This is a genomic window from Streptomyces sp. NRRL S-646 (genome assembly GCF_000720765.1).
GTDB lineage: Bacteria > Actinomycetota > Actinomycetes > Streptomycetales > Streptomycetaceae > Streptomyces.
The window spans coordinates 397,749-413,694 of sequence record NZ_JODC01000005.1; the positions used below are offsets into that span (position 1 = coordinate 397,749).

The window sequence follows — 15,946 nt, forward strand, 5'->3', positions numbered from 1 at the left end:
TGGGGTGTGACGGATGGTGGAGACCACAGGCGGGGGGCCGGGCGACGGCACCGCCGAGGTGCTTGACCGTCCGCTGCCCGACGGAGTGCGCCGCAGGGTCGTCCAGATCGTCTCGGACGGCTTCGGCGGGCTGACCGTCGGCGAACTGCCCGCACAGCTCAGGCAGTACGCCCGGTTCGCACCGAACCGGCGGGCCAAGTTCGCCGGCAACGCGATGGCGGCCGCACTGGAGACCGATCCGCTGTTCCGGCAGCGCATCGGGGAGAAGCTCAGAGAGGCCCAGCCGGAACTCACCGGCGCTCTCGACTCCGGCTCGCCGCCCCCGGCCGCGGATCCGCTCGACGTGGCGGCCGCGGCCTATGTTCTGCGGCCCACCGGCTGGGTGAAGCTCGTGACCGCGGCCGGCGAGGAGGCCCAGCGGGCCGATGCCGAGCGCGCCGACGAGGAGAGCCGCGCCGAGCTGGAGCGGCTGCGCGCGGAGGTCGACCGGGCCCGGGAGCAGACCCGGGTCGACACCGAGCGGCTCCGTGCCGAGCTGGACGCAGCCAAGAAGGAGGCCGACTCGCTGCACCGCAAGCTGCGAGCGGCCCTCAGCGACGTCAAAAGGGGCGAGGCCGCCCTGCGCAAGATCCAGGGCGAGATCGAGACCGTACGCACCGAGGGGCAGGCGCAGGTGTCCGCCGCCGAGAGTGAGTCCCGGCGGCTGAAGTCGCGGCTCGGGGAGGCGGAGGCCGCCCTGGAGGCCACGCGCAAAGCAGCGCGCGAGGGGCGCAGTGTCGAGGACATGCGCGTGCGCCTGCTTCTGGACACCGTCCTGGACGCGGCCCAAGGGCTGCGCCGGGAGCTGGCGTTGCCGCCCGTGTCCGTACGGCCGGCGGAGACCGTCGATGCGGTCGAACCGGGACGGATGACCCCGAAAGACATCGCTGCCCGCGCTTTGTCCGAAAATGACCCCGCGATCCTGGACCAGCTGCTCGCGCTGCCGCAGGCACACCTGGTCGTCGACGGCTACAACGTCACCAAAACGGGTTATCCCCAAATGCCTCTGGAGAAGCAGCGGTTGAGGCTCCTCGGCCAGCTTTCGCAACTCGCTGCACAGACCGGCGCCGAGGTCACCTGCGTCTTCGACGGGGCGGAACTGGCCGCTCCGGTGCTGCTCGCGCCGCCGCGCGGAGTGCGGGTGCTGTTCTCCAAAGCGGGCGTCACCGCGGACGAGTTGATCCGCCAGCTGGTGCGCGCTGAGCCGCCCGGGCGGCCCGTCATCGTCGCTTCCACGGACCGCGAGGTGGCCGACGGAGTGGCCCGCGCGGGGGCGCGCCCCATCGCCTCGGCGATGCTCCTGAAGCGGCTGTCCTGAGCCGTTTCCCTGGCCGCTGTCCCGAAGGTCGAACTTCTGGGTTTAGTGCCCGAATTGGCGCAATCGTCACGCAACGTAGCGTCAACCTCGCGTCACCGCACGTGGGTTATGTGCAAAGAATGCATTGCGTCACTAAGATTTTTCACGCGAGGATTTGAAGTGATCACAGGAAGGTCACTAAGGTCTGGCCTCGAACCTCCGAACGGGTGATCACTCACAAGAAGGAGCCCGCCTCCGTGGCGTCCCATCGTCGACCGAAGCAGCCGAGCCGGGCTCGTGTGACCGTGCTCACCACCGCAGCTGCTGCCGCTGTTGCTATCAGCGCCCAGGCCGCGAATGCCGCGCCGAGCGAGAAGCCCTCCAAGGACGAGGTCAAGGCCAAGGTCGACAAGCTCTACGAGGAGGCCGAGCAGGCCACCGAGAAGTTCAACGGCGCCAAGGAGAAGCAGGAGAAGCTCCAGAAGGAGATCTCCACCATCCAGGACAACGTCGCCCGGGGCCAGGAGGATCTGAACCAGCTGCGTGACTCCATCGGCCTGGCGGCTGCCGCGCAGTACCGCACCGGCAGCATCGACTCGTCCCTCCAGCTCTTCCTGTCGTCGAACCCGAACGACTACCTGGACAAGGCGTCCACCGCCGACCAGCTCAGCGCCCAGCAGGTCGAGGCGCTGAAGAAGATCCAGGAGAAGCAGCGCGAACTCGCCCAGGAGCGGGCCGAGGCCTCCGACAAGCTCAAGGACCTCGCCTCCACCCGCACCGAACTGGGCAAGAAGAAGAAGGACATCCAGGGCAAGCTCGCCGAGGCGCAGAAGCTGCTCAACTCGCTGACGGCCGCGGAGCGGGCGGCGCTCGCCGCCGCCGACGCCCGCGCCAGCCGCTCGGCCAGCGAGCGGGTGGACCTCGGCGGCGCGACCGCCGCCTCCGGCCGGGCGCAGGCGGCCTTCGACGCCGCCAAGACCCAGATCGGCAAGCCGTACGTCTACGGCGCCACCGGCACCGCCTCCTACGACTGCTCGGGCCTGACCTCCTGGGCCTACGCCCAGGCCGGCGTCTCGATACCGCGCACCTCGCAGGCGCAGGCCAACGCCGGCACGCGGATCTACTCCGAGAGCCAGCTCCAGGTCGGCGACCTCGTGCTCTTCTACGGCGACCTGCACCACGTCGCCCTCTACGCGGGCAACGGCATGGTGCTGCACGCCCCGCGCACCGGAACGACCGTGCGCTACGAGTCGATCGGCAACATGCCGTTCCAGTTCGGCGTCCGGATCTGACACGCGCCCCTGAGGATCCGTTTCAAGATCAGGACACGGGTCCGCCCGAACGGGCGAATTACGTGAACCCGCACTGACCCCACGCCCCGCCCATGACCTGCGTCAGAGGCGGGGCGTCACGTTGTGTTGCCACGGAGGTCTTTGGCCGCTGCCCCACCGCGGGGCTACTGTCTGCCGCGTTTCCCTGCTGCGGCGGGGAGGCAGTCCTTGTCGCCAGCGGAAGGAGCGCGGCTTCCCGTGGGGTCTCATCGTCGCCTTGCACCGACGTCCGGGTTCAACCGGGGCGCCGGCACCGCCTTGTGTGTGCTGTCCGCCGCGGCTTCCGCCCTCGGCGCCGTCCCGGCCGACGCCGCTCCGTACGACCACACCCGGGCCGAGGTGGACCGTCTCTACGCGGAGGCCGAGAAGGCGACCGAGGCCTACAACAAGGCCGACGAGCACGCCGACGCACTGCGCAGGCAGGTGAGCGACGCGCAGGACCTGATCGCCCGGCAGCAGGACCGCATCAACACCATGCGGGAGTCGCTCGGTTCGCTGGCCGGCGCCCAGTACCGCTCCGGCGGCCTCGATCCGACCCTCGCCCTGCTCTTCTCCGACAACCCGGCCGACTACCTCGACAAGGCCTCCGTGCTCGACCGGATCACCGCCGAGCAGACCGGCGAACTCAGGGACCTGCAGTCCGCGATGCGGGGCGTCGCCCAGGAGCGCGCCGAGGCGGTCGGCAAGCTCGCCGAGCTGGACAGGAGCCGCAAGGCCGTCGCCACCCACAAGAAGATCGTCGAGCGGAAACTCGCCGAGGCCCGCCGGCTGCTCAACTCCCTGCCGTACGGGGAACGTGCCGCCTACGGCCGCGCCTCCCGGGACGGCCGCGGCGAGCTCTTCCCCGACTTCGGCAGCGCCCTCCCGGCCTCGGCCCGGGCGGCCGCCGCGATGGCCGCCGCCCGCTCCGCGCTCGGCATGCCGTATGTCTGGGGCGCCACCGGCCCCTACGGCTTCGACTGTTCGGGGCTGATGCAGTGGTCGTACGCGCAGGCCGGGGTCCAGCTGCCGCGCACCTCGCAGGAGCAGGCGTACGCGGGCCGGCAGATCCCGCTCTCCGAGGCGCGCCCCGGCGACCTGGTCGTCTACCGGTCCGACGCCAGCCATGTCGGGATGTACATGGGCAACGGCCAGGTGATCCACGCGCCCTACCCGGGCGCGCCCGTGCGCTACGACCCGGTGGACATGCTGCCGGTGTCCTCGGTCACGAGGGTCTGACCAACCGCCCCTGTCGGCCTTACGATCGGAAAGTGGCTGGTCGTGGGCGGGCGTCGAGGTTCTCAGTGGTGGCGCTCGTGCTGCTGCTCGTCTCACTGGTGGCATGCGGCGGGCGGCCCGCCGGCGGCAGCGCCGAGGCCGATCTGCAGCGGCTCCTCGACCGGCGGTCCACCGCCGTCCTCGACCGCGACCGGGCGGCCTTCCTGAAGACGGGCACACCGAGCTGGTTCGAGAACCTGCGCGGGGTGCCGCTGGCGGCCTGGTCGTACCGTGTGACCGCCCTGCACCGTTCCGGCGACGAGGCGACCGCCGACGCCGAACTGCGCTACCGCATCGAGGGATACGACAACGCCCCCGTCACCGTCGGCCGCACCCTGAGCCTCTCCCGGAAGGGAGAGGGGCAGTGGTACGTGGACGCGGACAGGCCCGCCAGGAAGTCCTCCCAGCAATTGTGGGACCAGGGCGCGGTGACCGTCGTACGCGGCAGCCACAGCATCGTTCTCGGCACCGGGCAGTCCAGCGAGGCGCTGCACTCGTACGCGGACCTCGCGGACCGCGCGGTGCCTGCCGTGTCCGGGGCCTGGGGCAGCGACTGGGCGGGGCATGTGGTGGTGCTCGTGCCGGGGTCGGTGGAGGGCATGGCGGGGCTGCTCGGCTCGCCCGCCTCCCAGTACCGCGGGATCGCGGCGGTCACCACGGGTGAGGTGGGCGGCCCGCCGACCGCGCCCGCGGACCGCATCATCGTCAACCCGGACGCGTACGCCCTCCTCGGCCCGCTGGGCAAGCAGGTCGTGCTCACCCACGAGACCACTCATGTCGCGACCCGTGCCCACACCAACGCGGCCACCCCGCTGTGGCTGTCCGAGGGGTACGCGGACTGGATCGGCTACCTCGGCACCGGCCGCACCGCGGCCGAGGCCGCGCCCGAACTGTCGCGCGCGGTGAGCGAGGGGCGGGTGCCGGAACACCTGCCCACCGACAAGGACTTCGGCTTCAGCGGCGACGCGACCAAGCTGGCGCAGGCCTACGAGGGCGGTTGGATGGCCTGCCGGCTGATCGCCCAGCAGTGGGGTCTCGAGCGGCTCGGGCAGTTCTACCGCTCAGTCGGCGACCACCAGCGGCGGGCGGGCTCGGTGGAGGATGCGATGAGGAAGGTGCTGGGGACGACGCCGGAGAAGTTCACCGGGCAGTGGCGGGACTACCTCCGGGCTCAACTCGGCTGATCCGGCCGGGCGATGGCCTCCCCGAGCCGGACGGGAGCGGGCGGCGTCAGGGGGAGGTCGAGGTCTCCCTGGTGCGGGTGGCCTGCGTGGGCAGGGGCGGTACGGGCTCGCGGGAGACCGTCGACTGCCACAGTTCCACGGCCCCGAGCACGGAGGCGACGACCAGCAGGCCGTTGCGGGCGACGAGGAGGGTGACGCCGAGGGTGTCGCTCGCGACGACGTGCTGGAACCAGAGGGGGAACTCCAGCACCGTCACGAAGGCGGCCGCGAGGACCAGCGCCACGGGCACCCCCATCCGGCTGCTCCGGAAGCACAGGCAGACGGCCGCCAGACCGACCAGCCACACCATGTACTGCGGACTGATCACCCGGCTGGTGACCGTGAACATCAGCACCCCCACGAAGGCCGCATCCGCGAGCGTGTTCGGCAGGAACCGCGTGGCCATCAGCCGCCACAGCAGCAGCCAGCCGAAGACGACGCCGGTCAGGAACAGGGCGGCGGAGCTGACCAGACCGACATACGGGCCGAGGAATTCGATCGAGCCGTAGTTCAGCAGCACCTGGCCGTTCCAGCCGAACTGCCGGGCGATGTGGAAGACGAGGGAGCCCAGCGACTCCACCTCGGTGCCCCGGTTGCGCTGGAAGGTCAGAAAGGCGAACGCGCCGGGCATGGTCACCGAGAACAGCGCGGCCAGCGCGGCCACCGTCGCCACCGCCCAGGCCCAGGTGGCGCGCTTGCGGACGCCGACCAGCAGCAGCGCCGGCCACACCTTCAGCATCGCCCCGAAGCCCACCAGGACGCCCATCACGCGCGGATGCCGGGCGCCCGCGAGCAGCCCGGCCACGGCCACCGCGGTGACCATCACGTCGTAGCGTGCGTACACGGTCGGACCGAGCAGCGGTACGCCCAGCACCCACACCCAGGCGCCGCGCACGGTCTTGCCGGGGCGCAGGCCCGCGTACAGCAGCAGGGACAGGACGACCAGGTCCGCCAGGAAGGCGAGGACGAAGAAGGCCGTCGCATAGTCGAGGAAGCCCAGCAGCGCGGGGGAGAGGATCGGGAGGGCGGCGGCGGGCGGGTACTGCCAGGTGACGTCGTCCAGCGGGAAGGTGCCGTGGCGCAGGGTCTCGTACCAGCCCTGGTAGATCACGGACACGTCGCTCGTGACGTCCGGGCCGGGAAAGACGAACACCTTGAGGACGAACAGCAGCAGCACCAGCCTGGTCAGGCCCCAGGTCACCAGCAGTCCCGCAAGGGGCCGCCTTCCGCCCGCAATGTCCACCGGAGCCCCGTTTCAGTCCGCTTCCCGTTCCGGTCTTGAGGGGAACATGATGTCCTGTGCAGCTGTGTGCTTGCCATAAACGTGGCCGTGCCGAGCTGTCTGCGACCCGTTGGATAAGGTCGGCGGCGATGCACAAGACCCTGATCGTGACGAACGACTTCCCGCCCCGCCCGGGCGGTATCCAGGCGTTTCTGCACAACATGGCACTGCGGCTCGACCCCGACCGCCTCGTCGTCTACGCCTCCACCTGGAAGCGCAGCCGGGAGGGGATCGCGGCCACGGCCGCCTTCGACGCCGAGCAGCCCTTCACCGTCGTACGCGACGCCACGACGATGCTGCTGCCCACGCCGGGCGCGACCCGGCGGGCGGTCGGGCTGCTGCGCGAGCACGGCTGTACGTCGGTGTGGTTCGGGGCGGCGGCACCGCTCGGCCTGATGGCACCGGCCCTGCGCAAGGCGGGCGCCGAGCGGCTGGTGGCCACGACCCACGGCCACGAGGCCGGGTGGGCGCAGCTGCCGGCCGCGCGGCAGCTGCTGCGCAGGATCGGGGAGTCGACGGACACGATCACCTACCTCGGCGAGTACACGCGCTCGCGGATCGCCACTGCCCTGACCCCTGAGGCGGCCGGACGGATGGTGCAGCTGCCGCCGGGCGTCGACGAGAAGACCTTCCACCCGGAGTCGGGCGGCGACGCGGTCCGGGCGCGGCTCGGCCTCACCGACCGGCCGGTGGTCGTGTGCGTGTCCCGGCTGGTGCCGCGCAAGGGCCAGGACACCCTCATCCTCGCCATGCCCCGCATCCTGGCCGCCGAGCCGGAGACGGTGCTGCTGATCGTCGGCGGCGGCCCTTACGAGAAGGACCTGCGGCGACTGGCCGACGAGACCGGCGTCGCCGACTCCGTGCGCTTCACGGGCGCCGTGCCCTGGTCCGAGCTGCCCGCCCACTACGGCGCCGGGGACGTCTTCGCGATGCCGTGCCGGACACGGCGGGGCGGGCTGGATGTGGAGGGGCTGGGGATCGTGTACCTGGAGGCGTCGGCCACCGGCCTGCCGGTCGTGGCGGGGGACTCGGGCGGCGCCCCCGACGCCGTACTCGACGGCGAGACCGGCTGGGTCGTACGAGGCGGCTCCGCCGAGGAGACCGCCGACCGCATCACGGTGCTCCTCGGCGATGCGGAACTCCGCCGCCGGATGGGGGAGCGGGGCAGGGAGTGGGTCGAGGAAAGGTGGCGGTGGGATTTGCTCGCCGAGCAGCTGAAGCGGCTTTTTTAGGGGCGCGGGGAACTGCGCGATCAACCACACACAGCCCGCAGTCGCCAGACTGAGCACGAGGCACCCCGGATGGCGTCCCAAAACCCGCACAACCCCTAGGCGGAACAGGAAAATCCGCACATGCTGCGCGCATGACAGCAAACCTGATGCAACGTCAGCTGACGAGACGTCAAATCATCGGCATGGTAGCCCTGCAGACGGCCGCCGCAGCGGGCCTCACCCGCATAGGCCTCCAGTCCGCCCACGCAGCCGAGCCCGACGCAGTCGACTCCGCCCCGGCGATCGTGATCGGCTCCGGCTACGGCGGCGCGGTCGCCGCCCTCCGCCTCGGCCAGGCCGGCATCCGCACCCTCGTCCTCGAGATGGGCCGCCTCTGGAACGCCCCCGGCTCCGACGGCAAGGTCTTCTGCAACACCGCCAACCCGGACCAGCGCTCCATGTGGTTCCGCAACCGCACCGAGGCCCCCCTGGCCACCTTCCTGTGGCTGGACGTCGTCAACAAGGACATCACCCCGTATCCCGGCGCCCTGGACCGCGTGCACTACGACAACATGTCCGTGTACGTCGGGCGGGGCGTCGGTGGCGGTTCCCTGGTCAACGGCGGCATGGCGGTGACCCCGCTCCAGTCGTACTTCACCGAGCAGTTCCCGACCGTGGACGCGAGCGAGATGTACAACACGTACTTCCCGCGCGCCCGTTCCATGCTCGGCGTCAACACCGTCGACCCCACATGGTTCGAGTCCACCGAGTGGTACCAGTTCACCCGGACCTCCCGTAAGGCCGCGGCGAACACCGGCCTGAAGACCACCTTCGTGCCGAACGTCTACGACTTCGGCTACATGCAGCGCGAGGCAGCCGGAACGGCGACCAGGTCCGCGCTCGGGCAGGAGGTCATCTACGGCAACAACTACGGCAAGCGGAGCCTCGACAAGACGTATCTGGCCTCGGCGCTCGGCACCGGGAAGGTCACCATCAACACCCTGGAGAAGGTGAAGGCCATCGGCCGGGCGAGCGACGGGAGCTGGACCCTGACCGCGGACCGGATCGACAACACCGGCGCGGTCGTCGAGACCAAGCAGTACAGCTGCACGTACCTCTTCCTCGGCGGCGGCAGCCTCGGCACCACCGAACTCCTCGTCCGGGCACGGGACACGGGCGCCCTGCCCGCGCTGAACTCCAGCGTCGGCGCCGGCTGGGGCACCAACGGCAACACCATGCTCGGCCGCGCCAACCACATCTGGGACACCACCGGCGCCAACCAGTCGACCATGCCGGTCATGGGCATCGACGACTGGGCCAACACCGACAACCCGGTCTTCGCGGAGATCGCCCCGCTGCCCATCGGGTTCGAGACCTGGGTCAGCCTCTATCTGGCGATCACCAAGAACCCGGAGCGGGCGAGCTTCACTTACGACTCCTCGACCGGTGGGGTCAAGCTCGGCTGGAGTGCCGCACAGAGCGCCGTCTCGGTCGCCATGGCCAAGAAACTGTTCGACCGGATCAACTCGGCCAACGCCACGATCTACCGCTACGACCTGTTCGGCTCGTCGAGCAAGGTCTTCGCCGACGACTTCTGCTACCACCCGCTGGGCGGCTGCGTCCTCGGCAAGGCGACCGACAACTACGGCCGGGTGAAGGGGTATTCGAAGCTGTACGTCACCGACGGCTCGCTCGTGCCGGGCTCGATCGGCGTGAACCCGTTCGTGACGATCACCGCGCTCGCAGAACGGACGATGGCGCGGGTCCTCGTGGAGGACACCGCGCCATGAGCCGTCGTAGGACCGGGGCGTGCTACTTCGCGTAGATCGCCTCGATCTCGTCCGCGTAGTCCTTCGCCACCACATTGCGCTTGAGCTTCAGGGACGGCGTCAGGTGGCCGGACTCCTCGGTGAACTGGGAGGACAGAATGCGGAACTTCCGCACCGATTCCGCCTTCGACACCGCGGCGTTGCCGTCGTCGATTGCCGACTGGATCGCGGCCTGCAGGTCCGCGTCCTCGCGCAGCGACGCCGCGGTGGAACCCGCCGGCTTGCCGTGCTCGGCGGCCCAGCGGCCCAGGAACTCGTCGTCGATGGTGACCAGCGCGCCCACGAACGGCCGCCCGTCGCCCACCACCATGCACTCCGCGACCAGGGCGTGCGCCCGGATGCGGTCCTCGATCACGGCCGGGGCGACGTTCTTGCCGCCCGCGGTGACGATGATCTCCTTCTTGCGGCCGGTGATCCTGAGATAGCCGTCCTCGTCGAGGGTGCCGATGTCACCGGTGTGGAACCAGCCGTCGGCCAGCGCCTCCGCGGTCGCCGCCTCGTTGTTCCAGTACCCCTTGAACAGGTGCTCGCCGTGCAGCAGCACCTCGCCGTCGTCCGCGATACGGATCACCGAGCCGGGCAGCGGCTGGCCGACCGTGCCGATCTTCTGGCGGTCCCAGGGGTTGAAGGCGGTGGCGGCACAGGACTCGGTCAGGCCGTAGCCCTCCAGGACCGAGAAGCCGATGCCGCGGAAGAAGTGCCCGAGGCGCTCGCCCAGGGGGGCGCCGCCGGAGATGGCGTACTCGCCGCGGCCGCCGAGCACCGCGCGCAGCTTGCTGTAGACGAGCTTGTCGAACGTCTTGTACTTGATCTTCAGGCTGAGCGACGGGCCGGACGGGGTGTCCAGCGCGCGGCTGTACGCGATCGCGGTGTCCGCCGCCTTGTCGAAGATCTTGCCCTTGCCGTCCGCCTGCGCCTTGGCGCGCGCCGAGTTGTAGACCTTCTCGAAGACGCGCGGGACGCCGAGGATCAGCGTCGGCCGGAACGAGGCCAGCTCGTCGGTGAGGTTCTTGATGTCCGGGACCAGGCCCAGCTTGATCGGCGCCATCATCGGCGCGATCTGCACCAGCCGGCCGAAGACGTGCGCGAGCGGCAGGAACAGCAGCACCGAGCAGTCGCCCGTGCGGAACAGCGGGCGCAGCCGCTCCACGATGTTGCCGCACTCGGCGAAGAAGCTGCGGTGGGTGAGCACACAGCCCTTGGGGCGGCCGGTGGTGCCGGAGGTGTAGACGATCGTCGCCGGGTCGTCGGCCCGCGCCAGCGAGCTGCGGTCCTCGACCATTGCGTCGGTGACGTCCTTGCCGGTGTTGCCCAGCTCCTCCAGCGCACCGGCCTCGATCTGCCAGACGTGCTTGAGGGCGGGCAGCGACTCGCGCACCGACTCGACGGCGGCCGCATGGTTGTCCAGCTCGACGATCATGGCGGTGGCGCCCGAGTCGGACAGGATCCACTGCACCTGCTCCGGCGAGCTGGTCTCGTACACCGGCACGGTGACCGCGCCGGCGCTCCAGATCGCGAAGTCCAGCAGCGTCCACTCGTAGCGGGTGCGGGACATCAGGCCGACCCGGTCGCCGGGCTGGACGCCGGAGGCGATGAGCCCCTTGGCGGCCGCGTGCACCTCGGCCAGGAAGGTCGTAGCCGTCACGTCCTGCCACTGGCCGCCCACCTTGCGGGCGATCACGGCCACATCGGGATGCTGCGCGGCGTTTCTGCGGACGATGTCGGTGAGGTTGCCGTCCGCAGGGACCTCGTACAAAGCCGGAAGGCTGAACTCGCGCAAGACTGCTGCTCCTAATAAGGCGCCGGCGCCACGACGTTGTGTGATGCGACGGTGGGTCCAAGGCTCGGGCAGGTGCTCAGAGATTCAGTGGTTGAAATCCCGAGCACGACTGGACTGCCCGGACGTTACCCGCCGGTATGGCTTCTTCGACAGGGGGTCCCGGCGAGATGTTCGCTGCGTCACACAGGTTGGTGTTCCTTTGCGTACGGTAGTCCACCCGCTAACTGACTGGCCAGTAACGGCAGGACCGGCCGCCACTGTTCACGTACACCCCACACGCTTACCCTTGATCGCCATGGCATCCACACCACCCGGCAACCGCAGGACACGGGTCCATGTGGTCAGCGACGTGCACGGCAACGCCCGTGACCTGGCCAGGGCCGGCGAGGGTGCCGATGCCCTGATCTGTCTGGGCGACCTGGTCCTCTTCCTCGACTACGCCGACCACTCGCGCGGGATCTTCCCCGACCTGTTCGGCGAGGAGAACGCCGACCGCATCGTCGAGCTGCGCACCGCCCGCCGCTTCCAGGAGGCGCGGGAGTTCGGGGCCCGGCTGTGGGGCGGCATCGGCACGGACCGGGCCGCCGCGATCGAGCAGGCGGTGCGCAAGCAGTACGCCGAGATGTTCGCGGCGTTCCCGACACCGACGTACGCCACCTACGGCAATGTCGACATGCCACCCCTGTGGCCGGAGTACGCGGGCCCGGGTACGACCGTGCTCGACGGCGAGCGCGTGGAGATCGACGGCCGCACCTTCGGCTTCGTCGGCGGCGGCCTCAAGTCCCCCATGCGCACCCCGTACGAGATCAGCGACGAGGAGTACGCGGCGAAGATCGAGGCCGTCGGCGAGGTGGACGTGCTGTGCACCCACATCCCGCCGGAGGTGCCCGAACTGGTCTACGACACGGTGGCACGCCGCTTCGAGCGGGGCAGCCGGGCGCTGCTGGACGCGATCCGCCGCACCCGCCCCCGGTACGCGCTGTTCGGTCACGTCCACCAGCCCCTGGTACGGCGCATGCGGATCGGGGCCACGGAGTGCGTGAACGTGGGGCACTTCGCGGGGACCGGGAAGCCCTGGGCGCTTGAATGGTGAATGAACGCAGGTGGGGGTGAAGGCGGGTGCCGACGTGCGCGGTAGCCTTCACGCTGCGCGCACGATGCGCACGACGACTTCTTTACCGGCCCGCATCTGGAGGAGCCACGGCGATGGCGGAACACACCAGCTCGAGCATCACGATCGAGGCGGCACCGGCCGACGTCATGGGGGTGATCGCAGACTTCGCGCGCTACCCGGACTGGACCGGTGAGGTGAAGGAGGCGGAGGTCCTCGAGACGGACGCCCAGGGCCGCGCCGAGCAGGTCCGCCTCGTCATGGACGCGGGCGCGATCAAGGACGACCAGGTGCTGGCGTACACCTGGACCGGTGAGAACTCGGTCTCCTGGACCTTGGTCAAGTCGCAGATGCTGCGGGCGCTGGACGGCTCGTACATCTTGAAGCCGGCGGGGGCGGGGGCGACCGAGGTCACCTATCAGCTGACCGTGGACGTCAAGATCCCGATGCTCGGGATGATCAAGCGGAAGGCTGAGAAGGTCATTATTGACCGGGCTTTGGCGGGGTTGAAGAAGCGGGTGGAGTCGGGGGAGAAGTAACGGGTCTTGCCATGGGGGTGCTTGTGGGAGTCCGGGCGCGGGTTCGTTGTGGCTGGTCGCGCCCACGCGGCGGAGCCGCACATTGACACAGCTCCGCGCCCCTAGGGGCGTCTGAGTTACCGTTCAGCCTCATGCGCACCATCCTGATCACCGGGCCCGGCGGTAGCGGTCGTACGACAGTCGCGGCCGCCACTGCCTTGGCTGCCGCTCGCGAGGGAACCCGCACCCTCGTCCTGAGCGCTGACCGCACCGACACCCTCGGTGCTGTCCTCGGCGTGACGACCGGCCCGGCGCCCGCCCGCGTCGCCCCCAACCTCACCGCCTGGCGTCCCGATGCCGTCGCCGGGTTCCGGGACGACCTTGCCGCCTTCCAGGAACGCGCTGCCAACGTCCTCGATCTCCTCGGGGCCTCCCGGCTGGATGCCGAGGAGGTCACCCCCCTGCCCGGTGCCGAGGAGCTGACGCTCCTGCGTGCCCTGCGGGACGCGGCCCTCGCGGAGGCTCACGACCTGCTGGTCGTCGATCTGCCGCCGACCCCGCAGGCGCTCGCCCTGCTGGCCCTGCCCGAAGAGCTGCGCCGCTATCTGCGCCGGCTGCTGCCGCCCGAGCGGCAGGCGGCCCGGGCCCTGCGGCCCGTTCTCGGGCGGCTGGCCGGGATCCCCATGCCCTCGGAATGGCTGTACGAGACGGCCGCCCGCTGGGACAGCGAACTCGGCGCCGTCGAGGCGGTCCTCGCCGACCGGGACACCGTCGTACGGCTGGTCGCCGAACCAGGACCGGCCGGTGCCGACGCCGTGCACTCCGCCGGGCTCGCCCTGGCCCTGCACGGCCTGCGCCCCGACAGCGTGGTGGCCAACCGGGTGCTGCCGGAGGGCGCGAGCGGCTGGCTCGCCGGGCTCGTCGCCCAGCAGCGCAAGGCCCTGGAGGAGTGGCAGGAGCCGTACGACGTCCGGACGGTCGCCCACCTCGGCCGCGACCCCCGGGGCATGGACGACCTCGCCGCACTCGCCGTCCCCGGCGCCCTGGACGTCAACGACACGACCTCCACCGTCGAGTGGCCAGTCGCCGACCGGCTCGCCGACGACGGCGTGCTCGTCTGGCACATCCCGCTGCCCGGCGCCATACGCGACGACCTCGACCTCATCCGGCGGGGCGACGAACTCGTCGTCGCGGCAAGCCAGTTCCGCCGTATCGTGCCGCTGCCGTCCGTCCTGCGCCGCTGCACCGTCGAGGGGGCCGCGCTGCGCGAGGGAGAACTGCGCATCCGGTTCGTACCCGACCCGGATCTGTGGCCTCAGAGGCCGTGAACCACGTACGCCCATTCGGGTAACGTCGTAGAGACGAACCGTAGTCAGGAGGTCGTCATGAGCGAAGAGCGCCCGCCGTCCGACGCCGGCAATCACGAGGTGATCGACGAGGTGCGGGCGACCGACGCCGACGCCTGGGAGAAGGCGTGTGCCGAGGACCTCGCGGCGGAGAAGGCCCGCCGCCGTGCCGAGCACGGCCAGCCGCCGATCTCGGCCGGCGAGGAACTGCGCAAGCTCGTCGACGCCGTATCGGAGAAGCTGTCGTCGATCCAGTCGCCGCTGCTCGGCTCCGTCGCCGGACCGGCCGCCCAGCAGGTGGTGAAGCAGGTCGTCCAGCAGGCGAAGGCCGCGGTCGAGCCCGTCATCGAACGCAATCCGGACGTCTTCGACCACCTCGCCGCCGCGGGCAACGAACTGCTCGCCGCCTACCGTTCCGCGGTCCAGGCCCAGGAACAGCGCTGGACGAGCCGTACGACGGACCTGCACAAGGATCTGGACGAGCGCCGGGACGGCGACGAGGGCGGCACCGGTCCCGGGCAACGCATCGACCTGGACTGACACCTCCCCACACCCCTCCCTCAGGCCTCGCCGCCCTGTTCCCGCCTGCCCAGCGATTGGACGTCGAGGCCTTGGCGGCAGGGCCTCGGGTACGGTTGGCCGTAGCGGGGCTCGACCGAAACTGAGGGATTCATGGGACTCACCATCGGCGTCGACATCGGCGGCACCAAGATCGCGGCCGGCGTGGTCGATGAGGAAGGCAACATCCTCTCGACGTACAAGGTGCCGACCCCGGGCACGCCCGAGGCGATCGTGGACGCCATCGCCTCCGCCGTGGAGGGCGCACGCGCCGGGCACGAGATCGTGGGCGTGGGCATCGGTGCGGCCGGGTACGTCAACCGCCAGCGCTCGGAGGTCTACTTCGCGCCCAACATCGACTGGCGCAACGAGCCGCTGAAGGCCAAGGTCGAGGCCCGCGTGGGCCTGCCGGTCGTCGTGGAGAACGACGCCAACGCGGCCGCATGGGGCGAGTACAAGTTCGGCGCGGGCAAGGGCCACCGCAACGTCATCTGCATCACCCTCGGCACCGGCCTCGGCGGCGGCATCATCATCGGCAACAAGCTGCGCCGCGGGCACTACGGCGTGGCCGCCGAGTTCGGCCACATCCGCATGGTGCCGGACGGCCTGCTGTGCGGCTGCGGCAGCCAGGGCTGCTGGGAGCAGTACGCCTCCGGGCGCGCCCTCGTCAGATACGCCAAGCAGCGCGCCAACGCCACCCCCGAGAACGCCGAGATCCTGCTCGGCCTCGGTGACGGCAGCCCCGACGGCATCGAGGGCAAGCACATCTCCATGGCCGCCCGCCAGGGCGACCCCGTCGCCGTCGACTCCTACCGCGAGCTCGCCCGCTGGGCCGGCGCGGGCCTCGCCGACCTGGCCTCCCTCTTCGACCCCTCCGCCTTCATCGTCGGCGGAGGCCTCTCGGACGAGGGCGAACTGGTCCTCGACCCGATCCGCAAGTCCTACAAGCGCTGGCTGGTCGGCGGCAACTGGCGGCCGGTGGCCGAGGTCATCGCCGCCCAACTGGGCAACAAGGCGGGCCTGGTCGGAGCAGCGGACCTGGCTCGGGAGCCCGACCCCATCATGTGACGCCGATTTCCTGCGAGACGGCCACTGCGCTTCCGTAAGGGGCGCGGGGAACGGCGCGACAAGCCACGACGAACCGGCAGTCGCCCACAAACCTCG

13 protein-coding genes are annotated in these 15,946 nt (G+C 70.4%); 11 read left to right on the forward strand and 2 right to left on the reverse strand.

Going from position 1 to position 15,946, the window contains the following annotated elements; translation table 11 throughout:
* The first annotated feature begins 13 nt into the window (after window positions 1–13).
* The 4 genes from IH68_RS0111705 (at window position 14) to IH68_RS0111720 (ending at window position 5,108) form a co-directional block, all read left to right on the forward strand.
* A complete protein-coding gene (locus IH68_RS0111705) occupies window positions 14–1,357 on the forward strand; it encodes an NYN domain-containing protein (RefSeq protein WP_030932642.1) in 1,344 nt (447 codons plus the stop codon).
* A gap of 236 nt (window positions 1,358–1,593) precedes the next feature.
* Window positions 1,594–2,628 carry a C40 family peptidase gene (locus IH68_RS0111710; RefSeq protein WP_030932645.1) on the forward strand — a complete coding sequence of 345 codons (1,035 nt, stop codon included), beginning with the start codon at window positions 1,594–1,596 and terminating at the stop codon, window positions 2,626–2,628.
* 237 nt (window positions 2,629–2,865) lie between these two features.
* Window positions 2,866–3,885: a C40 family peptidase gene (locus IH68_RS0111715; protein WP_030932648.1), complete on the forward strand. Its 1,020-nt coding sequence runs from the start codon at window positions 2,866–2,868 to the stop codon at window positions 3,883–3,885.
* A 32-nt stretch (window positions 3,886–3,917) separates the two neighbouring features.
* Window positions 3,918–5,108, forward strand: a complete 1,191-nt coding sequence (locus IH68_RS0111720; RefSeq protein WP_051833379.1) for a hypothetical protein — start codon at window positions 3,918–3,920, stop codon at window positions 5,106–5,108.
* A 46-nt stretch (window positions 5,109–5,154) separates the two neighbouring features.
* Here the strand turns inward: IH68_RS0111720 and IH68_RS0111725 are convergent, their stop codons facing one another.
* Entirely contained in the window at window positions 5,155–6,390 is a 1,236-nt protein-coding gene (locus IH68_RS0111725; protein WP_030932655.1) for a glycosyltransferase family 87 protein, read from the reverse strand.
* Between the two features lie 128 nt (window positions 6,391–6,518).
* Between IH68_RS0111725 and IH68_RS0111730 the strand changes: the two genes are divergently transcribed.
* Together IH68_RS0111730 and IH68_RS0111735 are read left to right on the forward strand one after the other, a co-directional pair.
* Window positions 6,519–7,661, forward strand: coding sequence for a glycosyltransferase family 4 protein (locus IH68_RS0111730; RefSeq protein WP_030932658.1), 1,143 nt, complete (start codon window positions 6,519–6,521; stop codon window positions 7,659–7,661).
* Between the two features lie 182 nt (window positions 7,662–7,843).
* The gene (locus IH68_RS0111735; protein WP_030932660.1) at window positions 7,844–9,430 is read left to right on the forward strand and encodes a GMC oxidoreductase; all 1,587 of its coding nucleotides are present in this window, start codon (window positions 7,844–7,846) and stop codon (window positions 9,428–9,430) included.
* A gap of 22 nt (window positions 9,431–9,452) precedes the next feature.
* On the opposite strand, the gene IH68_RS0111740 is transcribed toward IH68_RS0111735, so the two are convergent.
* Complete coding sequence (locus IH68_RS0111740; protein WP_030932663.1) at window positions 9,453–11,249, reverse strand: AMP-dependent synthetase/ligase; 1,797 nt, start codon at window positions 11,247–11,249, stop codon at window positions 9,453–9,455.
* A 337-nt stretch (window positions 11,250–11,586) separates the two neighbouring features.
* Between IH68_RS0111740 and IH68_RS0111745 the strand changes: the two genes are divergently transcribed.
* From IH68_RS0111745 to IH68_RS0111765, 5 genes are all read left to right on the forward strand, one after another.
* Window positions 11,587–12,342, forward strand: a complete 756-nt coding sequence (locus tag IH68_RS0111745) for a metallophosphoesterase family protein (protein ID WP_030932666.1) — start codon at window positions 11,587–11,589, stop codon at window positions 12,340–12,342.
* Between the two features lie 113 nt (window positions 12,343–12,455).
* On the forward strand, window positions 12,456–12,899 hold the full coding sequence (locus IH68_RS0111750) for an SRPBCC family protein (RefSeq protein ID WP_030932669.1): 444 nt from the start codon (window positions 12,456–12,458) through the stop codon (window positions 12,897–12,899).
* Window positions 12,900–13,030: 131 nt separating this feature from the next.
* Window positions 13,031–14,206 carry an ArsA family ATPase gene (locus tag IH68_RS0111755; RefSeq protein ID WP_030932672.1) on the forward strand — a complete coding sequence of 392 codons (1,176 nt, stop codon included), beginning with the start codon at window positions 13,031–13,033 and terminating at the stop codon, window positions 14,204–14,206.
* A 57-nt stretch (window positions 14,207–14,263) separates the two neighbouring features.
* Entirely contained in the window at window positions 14,264–14,764 is a 501-nt protein-coding gene (locus IH68_RS0111760; protein WP_030932675.1) for a DUF5304 domain-containing protein, read from the forward strand.
* Between the two features lie 132 nt (window positions 14,765–14,896).
* On the forward strand, window positions 14,897–15,850 hold the full coding sequence (locus IH68_RS0111765) for an ROK family glucokinase (RefSeq protein WP_030932678.1): 954 nt from the start codon (window positions 14,897–14,899) through the stop codon (window positions 15,848–15,850).
* Window positions 15,851–15,946: the final 96 nt, after the last annotated feature.

Excerpts from the sequence above, each read along its gene's own strand:
- IH68_RS0111705 (WP_030932642.1), top strand. The coding sequence starts at position 14 with ATGGTGGAGACCACAGGCGGGGGGCCGGGCGACGGCACCGCCGAGGTG.
- IH68_RS0111755 (WP_030932672.1), top strand. The coding sequence starts at position 13,031 with ATGCGCACCATCCTGATCACCGGGCCCGGCGGTAGCGGTCGTACGACA.
- IH68_RS0111765 (WP_030932678.1), top strand. The coding sequence starts at position 14,897 with ATGGGACTCACCATCGGCGTCGACATCGGCGGCACCAAGATCGCGGCC.
- IH68_RS0111750 (WP_030932669.1), top strand. The coding sequence starts at position 12,456 with ATGGCGGAACACACCAGCTCGAGCATCACGATCGAGGCGGCACCGGCC.
- IH68_RS0111730 (WP_030932658.1), top strand. The coding sequence starts at position 6,519 with ATGCACAAGACCCTGATCGTGACGAACGACTTCCCGCCCCGCCCGGGC.
- IH68_RS0111760 (WP_030932675.1), top strand. The coding sequence starts at position 14,264 with ATGAGCGAAGAGCGCCCGCCGTCCGACGCCGGCAATCACGAGGTGATC.
- IH68_RS0111735 (WP_030932660.1), top strand. The coding sequence starts at position 7,844 with ATGGTAGCCCTGCAGACGGCCGCCGCAGCGGGCCTCACCCGCATAGGC.